14 protein-coding genes are annotated in these 17,144 nt (G+C 39.4%); 3 read left to right on the top strand and 11 right to left on the bottom strand.

From position 1 onward, the window contains the following. Positions 1-123 precede the first annotated feature (123 nt). From ACIFUW_RS02425 to ACIFUW_RS02415, 3 genes are all read right to left on the bottom strand, one after another. Positions 124-2,196 (bottom strand): DNA topoisomerase III, encoded by a 2,073-nt coding sequence (locus ACIFUW_RS02425; protein WP_002304230.1) that lies wholly within the window; start codon positions 2,194-2,196, stop codon positions 124-126. Continuing rightward, entirely contained in the window at positions 2,129-2,506 is a 378-nt protein-coding gene (locus tag ACIFUW_RS02420; RefSeq protein WP_002286704.1) for a DUF1033 family protein, read from the bottom strand. Before ACIFUW_RS02420 ends, ACIFUW_RS02425 begins: the two co-directional genes overlap by 68 nt. A gap of 128 nt (positions 2,507-2,634) precedes the next feature. Continuing rightward, on the bottom strand, positions 2,635-3,195 hold the full coding sequence (locus tag ACIFUW_RS02415; RefSeq protein WP_002326790.1) for a TetR/AcrR family transcriptional regulator: 561 nt from the start codon (positions 3,193-3,195) through the stop codon (positions 2,635-2,637). A gap of 149 nt (positions 3,196-3,344) precedes the next feature. Between ACIFUW_RS02415 and ACIFUW_RS02410 the strand changes: the two genes are divergently transcribed. Further along, complete coding sequence (locus ACIFUW_RS02410; RefSeq protein ID WP_002286708.1) at positions 3,345-4,637, top strand: multidrug efflux MFS transporter; 1,293 nt, start codon at positions 3,345-3,347, stop codon at positions 4,635-4,637. 59 nt (positions 4,638-4,696) lie between these two features. Here ACIFUW_RS02410 and ACIFUW_RS02405 read toward each other — a convergent pair whose 3' ends face one another. From ACIFUW_RS02405 to mnmA, 3 genes are all read right to left on the bottom strand, one after another. Next, on the bottom strand, positions 4,697-5,815 hold the full coding sequence (locus ACIFUW_RS02405) for an aminotransferase (protein WP_002286711.1): 1,119 nt from the start codon (positions 5,813-5,815) through the stop codon (positions 4,697-4,699). A 13-nt stretch (positions 5,816-5,828) separates the two neighbouring features. Then, a complete protein-coding gene (gene arcD, locus ACIFUW_RS02400) occupies positions 5,829-7,250 on the bottom strand; it encodes an arginine-ornithine antiporter (protein WP_002286721.1) in 1,422 nt (473 codons plus the stop codon). A 245-nt stretch (positions 7,251-7,495) separates the two neighbouring features. Beyond that, entirely contained in the window at positions 7,496-8,617 is a 1,122-nt protein-coding gene (mnmA, locus tag ACIFUW_RS02395) for a tRNA 2-thiouridine(34) synthase MnmA (RefSeq protein WP_060804990.1), read from the bottom strand. Positions 8,618-9,020: 403 nt separating this feature from the next. Here mnmA and ACIFUW_RS02390 point away from each other — a divergent pair, with 403 nt between their 5' ends. After that, the gene (locus tag ACIFUW_RS02390) at positions 9,021-9,620 is read left to right on the top strand and encodes a metallophosphoesterase (RefSeq protein ID WP_002286728.1); all 600 of its coding nucleotides are present in this window, start codon (positions 9,021-9,023) and stop codon (positions 9,618-9,620) included. A 137-nt stretch (positions 9,621-9,757) separates the two neighbouring features. Here ACIFUW_RS02390 and efmA read toward each other — a convergent pair whose 3' ends face one another. The 5 genes from efmA to ACIFUW_RS02365 all read right to left on the bottom strand — a co-directional run bounded on the left by efmA (position 9,758) and on the right by ACIFUW_RS02365 (position 15,050). Continuing rightward, positions 9,758-11,044 carry a multidrug efflux MFS transporter EfmA gene (gene efmA, locus ACIFUW_RS02385; RefSeq protein WP_002291207.1) on the bottom strand — a complete coding sequence of 429 codons (1,287 nt, stop codon included), beginning with the start codon at positions 11,042-11,044 and terminating at the stop codon, positions 9,758-9,760. Positions 11,045-11,314: 270 nt separating this feature from the next. Further along, positions 11,315-11,659 (bottom strand): DUF1831 domain-containing protein, encoded by a 345-nt coding sequence (locus tag ACIFUW_RS02380; RefSeq protein WP_002286736.1) that lies wholly within the window; start codon positions 11,657-11,659, stop codon positions 11,315-11,317. Positions 11,660-11,795: 136 nt separating this feature from the next. Then, the gene (locus ACIFUW_RS02375; RefSeq protein WP_002295158.1) at positions 11,796-12,941 is read right to left on the bottom strand and encodes a cysteine desulfurase family protein; all 1,146 of its coding nucleotides are present in this window, start codon (positions 12,939-12,941) and stop codon (positions 11,796-11,798) included. Positions 12,942-13,120: 179 nt separating this feature from the next. Continuing rightward, positions 13,121-14,095 carry a ribose-phosphate diphosphokinase gene (locus tag ACIFUW_RS02370; protein WP_002286741.1) on the bottom strand — a complete coding sequence of 325 codons (975 nt, stop codon included), beginning with the start codon at positions 14,093-14,095 and terminating at the stop codon, positions 13,121-13,123. Between the two features lie 79 nt (positions 14,096-14,174). Continuing rightward, entirely contained in the window at positions 14,175-15,050 is an 876-nt protein-coding gene (locus ACIFUW_RS02365) for a dihydrolipoamide dehydrogenase (RefSeq protein ID WP_002286745.1), read from the bottom strand. A 129-nt stretch (positions 15,051-15,179) separates the two neighbouring features. On the opposite strand from ACIFUW_RS02365, the gene ACIFUW_RS02360 reads away from it, so the two are divergent. Continuing rightward, a complete protein-coding gene (locus ACIFUW_RS02360; RefSeq protein WP_002286747.1) occupies positions 15,180-17,087 on the top strand; it encodes a M13 family metallopeptidase in 1,908 nt (635 codons plus the stop codon). The last annotated feature ends 57 nt before the right edge of the window (positions 17,088-17,144 follow it).

Below are 17,144 nucleotides of genomic sequence, written 5' to 3'. Positions count from 1 at the left end.
GTTCCAGAAGTAGCTTCTTCGGAAATAAGCCGAAATTTCACAAAAATTTGAGAAGCAATTTTCGTAAATTCCTTCTTATTTCTTGAAGCTGACCACTTCTATCACAACCTCTTTCATATCTTATTACTTCTTCATTGCTGCTTTTAGTGCTGCTGCTAATGGGCTTTCTTCTGGTTCTTCTGCTTGTGCATATTTTTTCAGCAAGCGTCGTTCTTCATGTTTGGTCATTTTCTTCTTCTGCTCTTTTTTATCAAGCAATTTTTCTGTCGTTCCATCGTATTTACAACGGAAATAAGCACCGTTTTTACCTTCGATGATTTCCATTTTCCGGTGACATTGCGGGCATCGATGATTAGAGACTTTTGGATCTTTTCTTCTGCGGTAGTTGCAATCTGAATTGGTGCAGACATAGATTTTGCCGTCACGTGTGTTTTTCTCGCGCAGATTGGCCCCACATTCTGGGCATTTCTTTTGGGTAATCGAGAAATCTTGATATTCTTGTTTGCTTGATTTGATCTCATTCACCAAGCGTTTTGTTTCTTTTTCGATTCCATTCAAGAAGGTTCCTGCTTGTTTCTTTCCTGCAGCAATAGCTTCAAGGTCTTTTTCCCAGCTTTCTGTCAAATCTGGTGTTACTAAAGAGGGATTTACCAATACTAATAATTGCTTACCTTTAGGAGATACTTGCAGTCCTTGAGGGGTACGTTCCATCAGTTCAGATTTGATTAGTTTCTCGATAATCTCTGCACGCGTAGCTGGGGTTCCCAGACTGTATTTTTCCATTTGACCAAGCAAGCTTGCTTCTGACAATGGTTTAGGCGGTGCAGATAGTTCTTTTTTGATGGCGAAATCGGGATTGATTCTCATTCCTTTTTCCCATTTGACTGTTTCCGTCTCAGTTTCAGTTTCGCCTTTCCATCCTGCTTGGACGACACGATTTTGCCGAAAAATGAATCGTTCTTTACCAAATTCAACCGTAACTTTTGTTTGGCTGACTTTATGGGGTTGAGCAAACAGTCCTAAAAAACGAGAGACAATCATTTGATAGATTTTTCGCTCTTCATTACTTAATTTTTCATAACGTGCTCTGTTTTCAGTTGGCAAAAGTGCATGGTGATCGGTCACTTTACTGTCTTGGAATACTTTTGTCTGTTGGACGATGGCTCCGTTTTTCAAATACTGCTTGACCTCAGGAGCAAAGTCGCTGACTGCTTGCAATCGTTCTTTCATCGTACTTTTCATGTCATTTGTCAGATATTTGCTGTCTGTACGCGGATAAGTAACGATCTTATGGGTCTCATACAAACTTTGTACAAGACTTAATGTTTTCTTTGCAGAATAGCCATAGCGTTGATTGGCTTCTCTTTGGATCTCTGTTAAATCATAAGGCAATGGCGCAGATTCCGTTTTTAATTTTTCTTGGACTTCTGTGACAGTTCCTTTGCTTGTACTGATCAATTGAACAAGTTTTTGTGCTTCTTCTTGTGTTTTTAAAGCAAATTGATTTTTTTGAAGCATTTTGGCTTGTTCTTTTCCAGCTTGCAACGTGATCGTGAAATACGTTTGTGGACGGAACTGCTCGATTTTCTTTTCTTGGTCTCTCACTAATGCTAGTGTCGGTGTCTGCACACGGCCTGCTGATAAATTATCCGCGTACTTCACAGTTAAGGCTCTGGTCACATTCAATCCTACCAGCCAGTCCGCTTTTGCCCGGGCAAGAGCAGATTCATACAATGCATCATATTCTTTCGCAGGTCTTAGTTGCTTGAATCCAGTTTTGATTGCTTTATCTGTTTGAGAAGAGATCCATAACCGCTTCACTGGTTTATTGAAATGCACATACTCTAAGATCCAGCGAGCAACAAGTTCCCCTTCTCTTCCGGCATCTGTCGCAATGACTGCTTCTGAGACATCTTTTCGCTGAGCCAGCTGCTTGATTGCTTTTAATTGATGTCCTGTTTTAGGAAGTGGTTTGATTCCTAGTTTTTTAGGGATCATTGGCAACGTGTCCATTTGCCAGCTCTGCCATTCCTTATTCAGATCTTCCGGCATTTTCAATCCTAATAAATGACCAAGGGCCCAAGTAACGATCACCTTGGGTCCTTCATAATAATTTTTGTGCTTTTGATTAGCACCAAGCACCTTGCTTAGGTCTTTCGCAACGCTTGGTTTTTCCGCTAGAATTAGTTGTTTCATAAAATTCCTTTCTGCTTTCTACTGTGATGGGCTGATGATTTTTCAACAACGCAAGTCCCTTGTATTGCTGTAAATCATCGTCACACTCTTCACACCAGCGCTCATCTCCGTCATTCCAAAAGGCGCTGAGAAAGTTACTTTTTGCATTGATATATTCATAATTTTGATGGATTTCGTTCCATTGTTTTTCGTACGCTTGTCGTGCTTCTTCGAAAGACTCGAATGTTTCTTCTTCTTCAATATCTTCTTCCCAGTCTTCAAAAAACCACCAAGGCTCATTGTCCCCGAACATGGTAATTACTTGATACATACTCGTGCTCCTTCTTTCAGCTTTTCTAGACTCATCTTAGTCACTTTTCAAGAAAGTTGCAAGAATTTTCTCTTATAAAAGGGTCATTTAATGAACATCTTAAAATTGTTACAAATGAATCTGATTGTTTAAGGCAAAGTAGCGATAAAGTTATTGATCATCCAAAAATAGCTGTCTTCTGGATCGATTGTTGGTTCTTTTGTAAAGTATCCTAAAAAACGTAAGGAAAGATAACCGTGGATCATACTACGAAGTTCCCTGCTTCGATGAACTTTTTCTTCTTTCGTTAATTGAAAAGCCTCAAATATCTGCAAAATGATCTGATTCGTTTCATGGATTCCATCTAATAAAACAGCTTCATTGGTATGCGGTACACTGATCAGTAACTCATACACTGCTTGATTTGAAAAAGCAAAGGATCGATAAGTTTCTGCATAGATCTGCAGTGCTTCCTGACCACTTTTTCCCACAAGAGCCCGTCGCAGCTGGTCATTAAGTTCCTGCAGAAGTTTCGCTGTTAGCGCTGTTTTGACATCACGAATATTTTTGAAATGGTTATACAGCGAGGGAGCCTTGATATCCAAGCGTTTGGCTAAATGCTGAAAGGTTATTTGCTGAACATCCATCTCTTCTGCTAGTTCTCGAAAGCAGTCGATGATTTTCTCTTGAGACAGATTTCTTTTTTTCATTTCCATGTTTCCTCTCATAAAATAAATCCTTCACTCTTTCAGTTTACCACGAAAAAGAAAGAGAAAAAAGAGACTTTCATTGATAAACTACATATTGTAGTTTATAATAAAGAGCTGTAGATGAAAATTTTCAGAAAGAAGGAGTCTAATTGGCTGCAAGAATAAAGGAAAAATTATTTAGGAAAAGAGAAACTTGGGAACAAAACTTGTTTGTCTTATGGTTTGGAACATTTATGGCTGGTATCGGATTTAGTTTAGTCATGCCTTTTATGTCACTTTACATAGATACGTTAGGTAATTATAGTACGTCACAATTGAACTTTTGGAGCGGATTGACTTTTTCATCTACTTTCTTGGTGACTACGCTTATCTCTCCTTGGTGGGGAAAATTAGCCGACCAAAAAGGAAGAAAATTGATGCTGTTGCGTGCTTCATTAGGAATGGCAATCGTCATTTCTTTGATGGGTTGCGTGACTAGTGTGTATCAATTAGTCGCATTGCGTCTGCTTCAAGGGATTTTTTCTGGTTATATCAGTAATGCCACTGCCCTTGTCGCAACTGGGACGCCAAAAGAAAAAAGTGGTCAAGTTCTTGGAACCTTAGCAACTGGTTCTGTTACAGGAACATTACTTGGACCGCTTCTTGGCGGGATCTCTGCTTCAGCGTTTGGCTATCGCCCTACCTTTTTCATTACAGGGATCATCTTATTTTTCGTCTTCTTGTTGAGTCTGTTTTTCGTCCATGAAAAATTTGTCCCAGTGAAAAAAGAAAACATGGTTTCTGCCAAACAGATTTTCAAAGACTTGAAATATCCACACGTCGTCATCGGTATGTTCGTCACAACGATGATCATCCAAGCATCCAACAATTCCATTAGTCCAATCATCAGTCTGTACATTCGCCAATTGCTGCATGGACATGGGAATGTTACGTTGATCAGCGGAATCATTGCTTCGATACCTGGGATTGCCACTTTGATAGCCGCTCCAAGATTTGGTCGCTTAGGTGACAAGATTGGGAGTGAAAGAATACTTGCGATTGGTTTGGGTTTTGCGATTCTGGTTTATATCCCAATGGCATTCGTCACGAATGTTTGGCAATTAGCTGCCTTACGTTTTTTGATTGGTATCTCTGATGCTTGTCTGCTCCCTGCTGTCCAAGCATTGATCACAAAATATTCGCCTCATCAAGCTGCTGGACGGATCTTCAGTTATAACCAATCTTTCCAAGCAACTGGTAACGTAGTAGGGCCTATGATCGGCTCCAGTGTTTCCAGTGCATTTGGTTATCGTGGCGTCTTTCTTTCGACTTCTCTTCTTGTTTTGGTCAACTTCTTGCTTGTACGACACAATACACAAGAGATCCATCAGCAAGAAACTGCAGAAGAAAAAGCTTCAGGAGTCTCCATAGCTTCAGGGCACTCTCCTTCTCATAGACAATAAGCGTAAATGAAAAACACTGCTTGAACAGTTGTCACAGACTGTCCTTGCAGTGTTTTTGTTTAGGCCTGTTTTTTCAAGAACTCAGATAAGAGGAATAATCCCTTTTCCAAGGTTTCTTTTTTACAACAGTAACCTAGTCGGGCATGCTTCGGTAAATCAAAGGCACTTCCTGGTACTAATAGTACTCCTGTTTCTTCTAATAAATTGATACAAAATGTCTGGTCATCTTCTTCGATGGCTAATTTAATGAAAGAAGTAGAGACGTAATTGGGAGCGACAAGTTCAACTTTCGGTTCATTGGCTACCCATTGTTTTAAAATCACAAGGTTCTCTGTAATGATCTTTTTGTTTCGCGCCAATATTTTTTCTTTATTCTTCAATGCATGTACAGCAAGATCATCTGACAGGACTCCGCCGCAAATCATCGTGTAGTCTCGATACTTTCGAAAAACTTCTGCCAACTCAGGTCCAGTAGCTGTCCAGCCAATACGAATACCTGGAATGGAGTAGGTTTTGGATAGGGAATTGGTTGCTATACCTTTTTCATAGACATCTACGATCGACAAGAATTCACCTTTATCCGTTAAAGGCGCATATACTTCATCTATCAATACATATGCATCTACTGTACGAGCAATTTCTGCGATTTTTTCTAAAGTTTTCCGATCTAGCAATGTGCCTGTAGGATTGTTTGCACTATTCAAACAGATGATTTTTGTTTCAGGTTTGACTAAGGCTTCTAGCTGTTCTAAATCAAACTGCCAATCTTCTTCTTCCTTCAAATGAACAAAGTCAACAGCGGCACCTAAAGATTTGGGGATGTCATATAATTGCTGATAAGTAGGAAGCATCGAAACAACATGGTCTCCTGCTTCCACTAACGCGTATAGAGCTAAAAGATTAGCACCAGTCGCTCCATTCGTTTGTAAGATGTTTTCCGGATCGACGGTTTGATAAAGAGAAGCGACTTCTTGTTTGAAAACATCTGATCCTTCGATCCAGCCATAGTCCAATGGTTCGTTTTTGCGTTTTTCGAAAAATTTACTTACGCTAGTCCCATCTAAGCCAACGAGTTCGTCTAATGTCAATGCTTCGATCGAGCTTTGTGCAATATCATATACCGCTTTCTTTTCCCATTTATTTAGCCATTCTTCTACACCGAAATTTGCGATTTTCATGTTTCTTTCCCCCTTATATCTTGATCCAGCCTACAGCAAGCAACCCGATTGAAAGCAGTGCGGCCACACAAATCAGCCCAATCATTACTTTTTCTTTTCCCGTAATTTGATGTTTGGTTTCACGACAAGCGATCCAGTAGAAGCAAAAACCAGGAAGATAGGCAATACTACATAAAAGGACATAAGAAAATCCTGCTAAAATGATGCCCATCAATTCAAAAACTACAGCAATCCCACCGATCACTACTTGTTTTTTGATTCCTTCTTTTAAAGAAAACTGGACTTGATAGATCCCGACAAGTAGATAACAAATCAAAATTGCCGCTGTACATAAAGAATAGGCAAATTGATAGGCATAATCAGTAACTAAGAAAGTCAATAAGAATAGATTAGTCAAGATTGCAGTAACAACTAACGAATAAGTTGGGGCATTTTTTTTATTCGTTTTTCCCCAACCTTTCGGCAACAGACCGTCTCGAGCCATCAACATCGTTGTTTCTGCTGGGAGCATCGTCCAAGACAACCAAGAACCAATGATCGAAATAATCAAGCCGATATTGATCAGCGCTGCTCCCCAATTTCCCACGATTCCTTTTAAAATATTTGCCATAGCAGGTTGTGAAATAGTTGCTAACTCTTCTTGAGATAAGACGCCGTATGGCAAGATCGAAGCAAGGATATAGATAAACAATAAACAAAGCAGACCAATGATCGATGCTTGCTGGGCTTCTGAACGTTTCTTCGCGCGGTTGGCTAAAACACTTGCGCCTTCGATCCCTACAAAGACCCACATCATAACCATCAAACAACCTTTAATCTGCAACCAGATCGTTCCTTGCTGCCCTGTTCCATTCACTAGATTATCAGATACGTTACCCCAAAAATCAGCAGTGAATATATTCACTTTAAATGCGATAAATACAAATATTAAAAATAGGAATAATGGCACTAATTTACAGATCGTCACGATTGTATTGATGACGCTCGCTCCTTCAACTCCATTGTTTACTAATAAAGTCAGACCCCAAATAAAAATACTTGCAAATAAAATAGAAGGAACATTTTGTCCACCTTTGAATATCGGGAAAAATTCTCCCATGGCGCTCATCAGCATCGTTGCAAAAGCAACATTTCCCAGCCACGCAGACAACCAGTAACCCCAACCACTGATGAAGCCACCTAATTTACCAAATGAAGCTTCCGCGTAACCGAAAATACCACCATCTAGATCTGGACGCTTTTCTCCTAAATGATTCAGCGATAATACCAAAGCTAAAATACCAATCCCAACGATTATCCATGAAAGGATCGCTGGCCCTGGAGCTGCAGAACTAGCCAGATCACTTGTGATCCCAAACACACCGCTTCCGATTGACGAACTGACAACCAGAGCAACCAGTCCCCATTTGCTAATACCCGTCGATTTCTTTTCCATTTCCATCACCCTCACTTATAAAATTGAACAAATCACTTGCAAAAGATTCCCTTCTATTTTGCAACTGCTCTTGCTTAACAAAAAGCAACTTTATTCATATTATTGGATATTATGAACTTTTTACACAAGTATTTCAAGTATAAAATGAATAAAAATTAATTTTATTGCAAAAAAACAGCTATGCTATCCAAAAGAAAAGGTGTTTCTTTTGTTAGCCATAGCTGTTTTGATTCATTTAATATCGCTTAAACGTATTGTAAAACTTTTGTTTCTTGATATGCGTGGTCGATCAAACCACCACCCAGACATTCCATTCCATCATAAAATACAACTGCTTGTCCAGGAGTGATTGCACGTACAGGTTCGTCGAATACGACTTCTGCACGATTATCATCCAATAAGCGAACTGTCACAGGAACGTCTTGCTGACGATAACGGAATTTCGCTGTACACTTGAATTCTTTTGGCATTGGTTCATTCGTCGTAAAGTGGATTTCACTTGCATCCAAGCTTGTGGCATACAATGCAGGATGATGGAACCCTTGCCCCACATATAATGTGTTTGTCGCTAGATCTTTTCCTACAACAAACCAGGGTTCTTGCGAATCTCCTCCGCCACCGATCCCTAGTCCTTGACGTTGACCAATCGTATAATATATCAAGCCAGCATGTTGTCCTTTGACTTCACCATCAAGAGTGACCATATTTCCTTTTTTTGCTGGCAGATAGTTGCTCAAAAATTGTTTGAAGTTCTTTTCACCAATAAAGCAGATTCCCGTTGAATCTTTTTTCTTAGCAGTCGCAAGGCCTGCGCGTTCAGCAATTGCCCGTACTTCTGATTTTTCCATGCCGCCTAGAGGGAACATCGTTTTTGAAAGCTGTTCTTGTGATAATTGGCTAAGGAAGTAAGTTTGATCTTTATTATTGTCTACTCCACGAAGCATGTGGACCACGCCGTTTTCATCGCGAGTGACTTGCGCATAATGTCCAGTAGCTACATAATCGGCGCCAAGATCCATTGCATAATCCAAGAATGCTTTGAATTTGATTTCTTTGTTGCACATCACGTCTGGGTTAGGTGTACGTCCTGCGCGGTATTCGGCTAGGAAATATTCAAATACACGATCCCAATATTCTTTTTCAAAATTCACAGAGTAATAAGGAATCCCGATTTGAGCAGCTACTTTCGCTACATCCTTATAATCTTCCGTGGCCGTGCATACACCGTTTTCGTCCGTGTCATCCCAATTTTTCATGAATATTCCGATCACGTCGTATCCTTGTTCCTTTAACAAAAGTGCTGTTACAGATGAGTCGACACCGCCGCTCATCCCTACGACAACGCGTGTTTTGCTGTTGTCTGTCATGATATCACCATCATTTCAATTAGATTCTGAAACATCTACGAGTTGAAGGTCGCAACTTTTCAGTATTTTACATTATACGTCATATTTCTGAAAATTTCATCCCTTAATTATCAAGTCGTAAAAATACTGTTCTACTGGACCTATTCAGTACACAAACATGATAGTCAACCAAAAAATCACTCATCTTTTGAGCATTCGATATAAAAAATTGGCATACTCATAAAAAGGGCCAGCCTTTCGGCAATAAGGAATAATTTTATAAATTGTGAAAAACTATTTTTCAAAATTGCTTCTTATCGCTTAAAGCTGCACGTCTCATTTACAACCTTTTCTTTTTAGATGTTATGAGTTGCTCAGATAAGTGATTTTGTTTACTCTAAGAAAAAAGGGAGGCAAAAGATACATGAATTACTTTATCAGTGATATGCACTTTTTCCATGAACGCTTATTAGGAAAAAACGACTTTGCTCCGCGGCTCTTTGCAAATGTGGATGAAATGAACCAACAGTTGATCACTAGCTGGAATGCAGTAATAAAAGAAACCGACCATGTTTATCATCTAGGCGACCTTGCTATGCATCCGCAATATGAAAAAGCAAATGCAGAAATTTTGGAACTGGTCACTCAACTGCAAGGAACAATCCACTTGATCAAAGGGAACCATGACAGTCGCGCTTTTTTCCGTTATTTAGAAAAAAATGATCCTAGGCTTACTGACGGAAGTCCCAAATTTTATTTTTATGATGTAGGTGCCATCGTTAAATTCGACCATCAACAATATTACTTGACTCATTATCCGATGTTGCTCGGGCCTAACGACACTATCCGCAATCTTCATGGACATATCCATCATTACAGCGTACCTATCGAGAACGATGTCAATGTAGGCGTAGACGCACCGGAAAGAGAACTCTTAAAGGAAAAACTACCATTTGGCACTCCGTTATCTGAGCAACAAATCAAAGAAATCTATGAAGCAAAGAGGAAGTACGATAGGTCGTGAAAAAACTGCCCTATATCAAGTATTAAACAAATAAAGATAATTACTCATATTTTTCATTTGAGTAGGCTTATTGCCACAGGAACATTAGGATCAGAAATGGAGTTGTAACAAGACTTCTGTCACAACTCCATTCCATACTATTCGTCTTTTTGCTCATGGTGTTCTTTTACCAGTTTTTTCTGTAATTCTTTATCATAATTTCGGGCAGCTGACGTTAAAAATAAAACGATTCCGCATAATAAAATCCCGATTCCGGAAAACAAGAACATTTTTTCTACCCCTAAACGATCAGCTAATGGTCCTGCAAATAATAATCCAATTGGACCTGCCAGGTTCATCAAAGAGTTGAAGTTCCCTAAGACACGACCTAAAACATTCGATTCATAACTCTGCTGGATCATTGCCATCAGCAGTGTATTGAAATATGGCGTTGCACAACCTGCTCCTGCATTCAAGATAAGAAAGTACAAGAACCCTTGACTATCGTTTGGAACCAATCCGCTTGCACCGATCGTCAGGCCCATAATGATGTAGGCTATAATAATAGGTTTCATTCGGTCTTTCCATGTTCCTATAAAACTGATCAGTGCACCGCCTAAGAGCATTCCGACTGCGTAGACTACTTCCACTGCTCCCGCCTGTCCAACGGAACCACCAAAGTAATCTAGCGTCATCAATGGATACAGACTGATTGCTGGCATGAACAACAGCATCACAAATGCACCATTGATCGTTATGTACCATAACCCTTTATTATCCATCAATTGCTGCAGCCCAAATTTTGCATCTTTAAAAATAGTAAGCGGAACTTCCAATATTTCAGGAGAAACTTTTGGGATCTTCACAAAAATCAATAAGCCGACACCAAAAACTGCCCCCAATACATCTAATAAAATAAGGTAATTGACAGGAACGACTGAAAACAAAGCCGCACCTAGAGCTGGCGCAATGATGAAATTCGCTGATTGGACCATTCCTAACTGTCCATTCGTCCTTGTTATGTGAGAAGATGGAACGATTGTCGGCATAATCGACTGGATCGTTGGCATTTGGAATGTTTGTGCGACCGAACGCATAAACAAAGACACAAAAACTAGCCAAATCGGGAAGGATTCTGAAATCGTTCCGACTACTGCTAAAATAAGCGCGAAAATCGCTACAATAATATCCGTGACAATCAAAAGAGCTTTTTTATCCCAGCGATCCACTAGCGGTCCTACAAATGGGCTTAGTAAAACCATGGGAATCATTCCTAGTAAAGTAGCAAAACTCAAAATTGTCGCCGAACCGGTTTCTCTTGTCAAATACCAGATGATCGCATATTGGACGACCATACTAGTGATTCCTGACAAAAACTGTCCCGATAAAAAGAACAAATAATTTCTCTTCCAATTCGTTAAAACGACCGACTGTTCATTTTCCATAAACATCCCTCTTTTCTTTTTCATTTTGTATAGCGTTTGCACAACAATCATTATACGGGATTCTTTTTTCAAAAAATACCTTTTTCCCTAAATAACAATCGTTTCAATTTAAATTTCTTTACTTAGAAACAATAAATCAGCAAAATATTAAAAATAACAACATGTGTTAAATTTAAAAATAAAAAAGACAACTAATTTGCGTCGTCCTTACAAAGTTAGTCATCTAACAATAGGCCGTTTCAAAACTAGTTGTCTTTTTATATCCACAGATCATTCGACTTTTTCGAATAACCCACGGCTAATCATCCCATCCATCAGAAAATAAAATTTATCTTGGCTCATTTTCTGTTTTGGATCTTTGAAAATATTGACTGCTTTCAATCCATTTGCTGTAGTGATCGACATTTTCAATGTTTGAATATCTTTTGATACAGTGATTTTTAATTTGAATCCTTCTTTGCTTTGCGGCGTGGCATCTAATGGTCGGATCAATTGATAATTGCCTCCGTTTGTTTCTGTAAATCCATTATCGCGCAATGTATATCTTTTTGCATCAGGATGCAAACGATAGCTAATTGGTGCGCCCAGTACCGTTGCTGTTGTTTCAAATGCCATGATTTTCACCTCGATAAAATTAGTTTCTCTTTATTATAAAAGTTTATCCTGATTTTTACTAGGTTTTTCAGTTAAGTTCCCTAAAAAATGAAGGCGTTCTCTCAGACATCTGTTCATATAAGAATGACTTCACTAGTTATTTTTTGACAGCACGAACTAATTGATCAAGGAAATACTGGATGTCGTCTTCGGTATTTCCCAAACCAAAGCTGATACGGATGGATTCTTTTAGTATCGGTGTATCTTCTCCATACATTGCTTCTAATACGTGTGAAGGCTCGATATTTCCTGCTGTACAAGCTGAACCAGTAGAAATAGCGACCCCATTAAGATCAAGCTTCATCAGTAGCAAATCATTTGCTTCGCCAATTAAGCGAAGATTCAACACATGAGGGAGTTTATTCGTTAAATCACCATTTACTTGATAAGGGATTTCGTTTGCTTCTAATGTATCAAGAATCAATTGCTGGAATCCTTTATATTTGTTGTTACGTGCTTCACGTTCTTCAGGTGACAGCAGTTCAACTGCTTTTGCCATACCCCAGATCCCTGCTAAATTTTCTGTACCTGCACGCCGCTTTTCTTCCTGCTCCCCGCCTAAAAGCAATGCAGGGATATTTACTCCGTCTCGTTTATATAAGAAACCGACGCCTTTTGGCCCATTGATTTTATGAGCAGAGATACTTAATAAATCGATTCCTAATTCTTCTGGATGGATCGTTTGGTTTCCGTACGCTTGTACCGCATCTGTATGGAAATAAGCTGGATGATCCGCTAAAAGTTCACCGATTTCTTTGATTGGCATCAAATTTCCGATTTCATTGTTCCCGTACATCACAGAGACCAAGATCGTATCTTCTCGTAACGCTTTTTTGACCTCTTCGATCGACAGATTCCCTTTTTCATCTACAGGCAGATATGTAACGTCAAACCCCTTTGTCTCTAAATATTTCATGGTATTAAGAACAGCAGGATGTTCGATAGCTGTAGTGATTAGATGTCTGCCTTCTTTTTGACGCGAGAACGCTGTTTCTAAGATAGCTGTATTATCCCCTTCTGTTCCCCCACTGTTAAAGATGATCTCGTGAGGTTTTGCTTGCAGACTGTCTGCAATGATTTGTCTTGCTGTTTCCAATTTTTCATGCGCGTGGCGACCAAATCCATGTATGCTTGAAGGATTTCCAAACGTGTCTTGCATGATTGCCGTCATCGCTTCAATTACTTGTGGATGCATGGGGGTAGTTGCCGCATGATCCAGATAAATAGTTTTCACTTCATTCATCCCTTCCAAATTATTGCTAGGCACATTCTAGCATAAAATAGCGAACAAACCAAAGAAGAGCTCATTTTTGTCTAGAGGACGTTTCATGGGCATAGAAAAAAGGAGCTGTGACAAAAGTCTTGTCGCAGCTCCTTGAAGCTGCTCACTTCTGTCACAACTTCTTTCCCTCTTTTTTTTGTTTATTCGAATTCTTTTTCTTCCAGACGGAATAACGGACTCATCGGTGTATTTTCATGGATGCGTTTGACCGCTTCACCCATTAATTCTGAACATGTAACGATTGTTAAGTTTTCTGGATGACGATTTTCTTCTGTGAAAACAGAATCAGTGATACAAATATCTTTGATTGGTGCATTGTCTAAAATACTTTTCGCATGATCGGACAATAATCCATGTGACGCACAGGCATATACTTCTTTTGCGCCGTTTTCTTTTAATACATTTGCTGCTCGTGCAAGCGTTGCTCCTGTGTTCAAGATATCATCTACCATGATACATGTCTTTCCTTGAACATCACCGATCACATAACCACCCTCAGTTGAAGCATCATCTGCATGATCTACGATGGCTAATGTGCTGTTCAAATATTCTGAAAGACTACGTGCACGCTGAACACCGCTGTTTTTTGGCGAAACAACTACGATGTCATCTCCCGTCAGACCTAATTGACGGTAATAATGAGCAAACAACGGCATCGTAAATAAATTATCTACAGGAATATCAAAGAATCCTTGTACTTGAACCGTGTGCAGATCTAAAGTCAGTACTCGAGTTGCCCCTGCTTCTTCGATCAAGTTAGCGATCAATTTCGCAGTGATCGGTTCATGAGGTTTCGCCGTGCGGTCTTGCCTAGCATACCCATAGTAAGGCAATACGACATTGATCGTTTTCGCACTTGCTCGCTTCATTGCATCGATCATGATCAGTAGTTCCATATAGTAATCATTGACAGGTGCATTCGTTGATTGAACGATATACACATGATCCCCTCGAATACTTTCTTCGATATTGATGGAAATCTCGCCATCACTAAATTGCTTCACGACGCTTTTACCTAATTCTGTTCCGAACACTTTCGCGATTTTTTCAGCTAATGGACGGTTGCCATTCAAACTAAAAATCTTCAACGTGTCATCCTGATACTTATTACTCATGTAGTCCTCCCCAAAACTTCTCTATTCTTCGATAGTTTAACATATTTTTCCAAGATTTTCTGTTAATTTCAGCAAATTCTTAAGGAAGTGAAACTGTTCCGTTACTCCAACTGGCAGGAATGACTTTATGATAATCGCCCCAGTTGTCGTGTACTTTGTAATAACGTTCTCCTGTTTCAGTTTCAAAATAAGCGTACGCTGTCACCCAATGATTGCCATATGTACTGCCAAGTACTTTCAAAATACCAATCATCACAGGTTTGCCTTCACGTATACGTTTTGTAGCTCGCTGCCATGAACCTAGAAGAGTTGCTCGTGCACGCTCATGATTGCCATTCTTCTTTAAAAAACTAGAAATCCCTGTACTAACCTGAAAAGGAATCGTAGGAAGTCCTAGTGGTTGGATCTGGCTACGCAATGCCTTCGTCAAAACCAACGAATCAGCCGTATTTTTCTTGCGAATCTCATTTGGAAGCATCCACCCCTTACGATAGTCTTGATAATAGGCAAGGAGAACTGCTGCCGCGTAAGTACCACAAAGATAGCCTGAGGGGGTAGCCCATTTCTTATACCTCAAAAAACGTTCTTCTGGCAATCCCACCCAGCAATTTGCGAGTTCCTTTCCTGACCTTTTTTCTTCGATCAAAACGGGAATATCTTCTTTTCTGTTGATCCATCTAGATAACTCGATTGGCTCTTCATTGATCAGCTTCCATTTTTTACAAGAAAGACCCTCTTGATAAGTATATTTTGCTGGAGAATATTCTACCGGATGTCCTGATTGATCGATAATCACATAACTTTGATCTTCAAAAACCAGAGCTAAAAAAAGCAATTTACTTTTTCTTGACTGCAGCTGCTGAGTGCTGGCTAATTTTTTAATTTTTTTATCTACTTTGAAATATAAAGGTTTATCCACTACTTGATTCAGTTGGGATCGCCTCCTTTTTTTCATTATAAGTGAAGGATTGAAAAAAACAAATCAGTTTGATTGTTCGAATTTTCAATTTTTTATGTTCTATTTGTTAATTCCTTCATTTTGTAAGATAATGGGCACACGAAACAAAAAAGGAGCGATCGATGAATGAACAAAGAACGATTGAAACAAGATTTCTATGAAGCAGTCAATGAAGAATGGCAAAAAACAGCAAAAATCCCTGCAGATAAACCAGCTACAGGCGGTTTCCAAGATTTAGTTGACGGGATCGACCAACTTTTGATGGGAGAAACAGACGATCTGCTTGCCCATCCAGAAAAAGTGTCTTCAGAAAAAATGAAACATTTCCTTGCATATTATCAACTGGCAAACGATTATGACCGAAGAAATGAGTTGCATGCTCAACCGCTTCAACCTATAATCGAAAAAGTTGAATCATTGCAGTCTTTCGACGAATTGAATAAGCAATTTCCAGAATGGCTGTTGGATACATTACCATTGCCATTTAATCTGGATGTAGATGCAGATATGAAGAATGCGCAAACGAACGCCTTCTTTGCTTATCCGCCTTCTTTATTCCTTCCAGATAAGACGTATTATGCATCAGACCATCCCAACGGTGCACAACTAATAGGCGTTTTCTTTGATATGGCTGTTCAGTTATTAGAGCTTGCCGGCAAAGAAAAAAGTCAGGCAGAAGCAATCACGGAACAAGCAGTGCAATTTGATAAATTGATTGCTCCTCATGTAAAAAGTGCAGAAGAAAACGCAGATTACAGCAAAATGTATAATCCGCAATCTTTTGATACATTTATTAAATACACAGATAAACTGGACTTGAAAAAACTTGTCACGGGTTTGATTGGGACAACTCCAGATAAAGTGATCGTAACTGATCCAGTGTACTTCGATCATTTGAATGACATCCTGACAGAAGCTCATTTTCCGTTATTCAAAAGCTGGATGATCATTAAAACAGTACGTTCTCTTAGTGGTTATCTATCAGAAGAATTCCGCCAAGTCAGCGGAATCTATTCTCGCGTATTGTCTGGAACAGACGAAGCAATGCCTCAGAAAAAAGCAGCGTATTACCTTGCCTCTGGACAATTCGATCAAGTAGTTGGCGATTACTACGGAAAAAAATATTTTGGCGAAGCTGCTAAAAAAGACGTAGAACAAATGGTGAAAAAAATGATCGCCGTTTATAAAAAACGTCTAGAAGAAAATGACTGGCTTGGGGATGCAACAAAAGAAAAAGCCGTCATAAAATTAAATAACTTAGGTATCCAAGTAGGCTACCCCGATAAGATCCCAGCATTATTCGACCAGTTCAAAACAGTACCTGCAGATCAGGGTGGTACTTTGCTTTCAAATACTCTTGTTTTCAGCAAACTCACATTAAAAGATCGTTTCAGCAAATGGAACAAACCAGTGGATCGTTCAGAATGGGAAATGAGTGCTGACACGGTCAATGCTTATTATCATCCATTTCGGAATGTGATCGTCTTTCCGGCAGCGATCCTTCAAGCACCATTTTACAGTCTAGAACAATCAAGCTCTGCTAATTATGGTGGAATCGGAGCTGTTATCGCTCATGAGATTTCCCATGCATTTGATAATAACGGCGCTTTATTTGACGAATATGGCAACTTGAACAACTGGTGGACAGAAGAAGATCTTACACAATTTCAAAACAAAGCACAAGCAATGATCGAAGAATTCGATGGTCTGCCTTTTGCTGACGGAAAAGTAAACGGAAAATTAACCGTTTCGGAAAATATTGCTGATGCAGGCGGTCTAAGCTGTGCATTGGAAGCAGCAAAAACGGAATCAGATCTTTCTATCGAGGAATTCTTTGTCAATTGGGCAACGATTTGGCGTACAAAAGCAAAAAAAGAATACCAACAACTTTTACTGCAAATCGATGTCCATGCCCCTGCTAAACTCCGAGCAAACGTGCAACCAAAAAACCTTGACGAATTCTATGAAACATTTGGTATCACGGAACAAGACGCTATGTATCTAGCGCCAGAAAAAAGAGTGCGAATCTGGTAAGAGGTTGTGCCAGAAGTGGTCAGCTTCAAGAAATAAGAAGGAATTTGGGAAAATCGC

This window comes from Enterococcus sp. PLH-Efm8 (assembly GCF_053011625.1).
This window is presented reverse-complemented; position numbering and strand designations above follow the sequence as displayed.

Excerpts from the sequence above, each read along its gene's own strand:
- ACIFUW_RS02425 (WP_002304230.1), bottom strand. The coding sequence starts at position 2,196 with ATGAAACAACTAATTCTAGCGGAAAAACCAAGCGTTGCGAAAGACCTA.
- ACIFUW_RS02420 (WP_002286704.1), bottom strand. The coding sequence starts at position 2,506 with ATGTATCAAGTAATTACCATGTTCGGGGACAATGAGCCTTGGTGGTTT.
- ACIFUW_RS02415 (WP_002326790.1), bottom strand. The coding sequence starts at position 3,195 with ATGAAAAAAAGAAATCTGTCTCAAGAGAAAATCATCGACTGCTTTCGA.
- ACIFUW_RS02405 (WP_002286711.1), bottom strand. The coding sequence starts at position 5,815 with ATGAAAATCGCAAATTTCGGTGTAGAAGAATGGCTAAATAAATGGGAA.
- arcD (WP_002286721.1), bottom strand. The coding sequence starts at position 7,250 with ATGGAAAAGAAATCGACGGGTATTAGCAAATGGGGACTGGTTGCTCTG.
- mnmA (WP_060804990.1), bottom strand. The coding sequence starts at position 8,617 with ATGACAGACAACAGCAAAACACGCGTTGTCGTAGGGATGAGCGGCGGT.
- ACIFUW_RS02390 (WP_002286728.1), top strand. The coding sequence starts at position 9,021 with ATGAATTACTTTATCAGTGATATGCACTTTTTCCATGAACGCTTATTA.
- efmA (WP_002291207.1), bottom strand. The coding sequence starts at position 11,044 with ATGGAAAATGAACAGTCGGTCGTTTTAACGAATTGGAAGAGAAATTAT.
- ACIFUW_RS02380 (WP_002286736.1), bottom strand. The coding sequence starts at position 11,659 with ATGGCATTTGAAACAACAGCAACGGTACTGGGCGCACCAATTAGCTAT.
- ACIFUW_RS02375 (WP_002295158.1), bottom strand. The coding sequence starts at position 12,941 with ATGAATGAAGTGAAAACTATTTATCTGGATCATGCGGCAACTACCCCC.
- ACIFUW_RS02370 (WP_002286741.1), bottom strand. The coding sequence starts at position 14,095 with ATGAGTAATAAGTATCAGGATGACACGTTGAAGATTTTTAGTTTGAAT.
- ACIFUW_RS02365 (WP_002286745.1), bottom strand. The coding sequence starts at position 15,050 with ATGAAAAAAAGGAGGCGATCCCAACTGAATCAAGTAGTGGATAAACCT.
- ACIFUW_RS02360 (WP_002286747.1), top strand. The coding sequence starts at position 15,180 with ATGAACAAAGAACGATTGAAACAAGATTTCTATGAAGCAGTCAATGAA.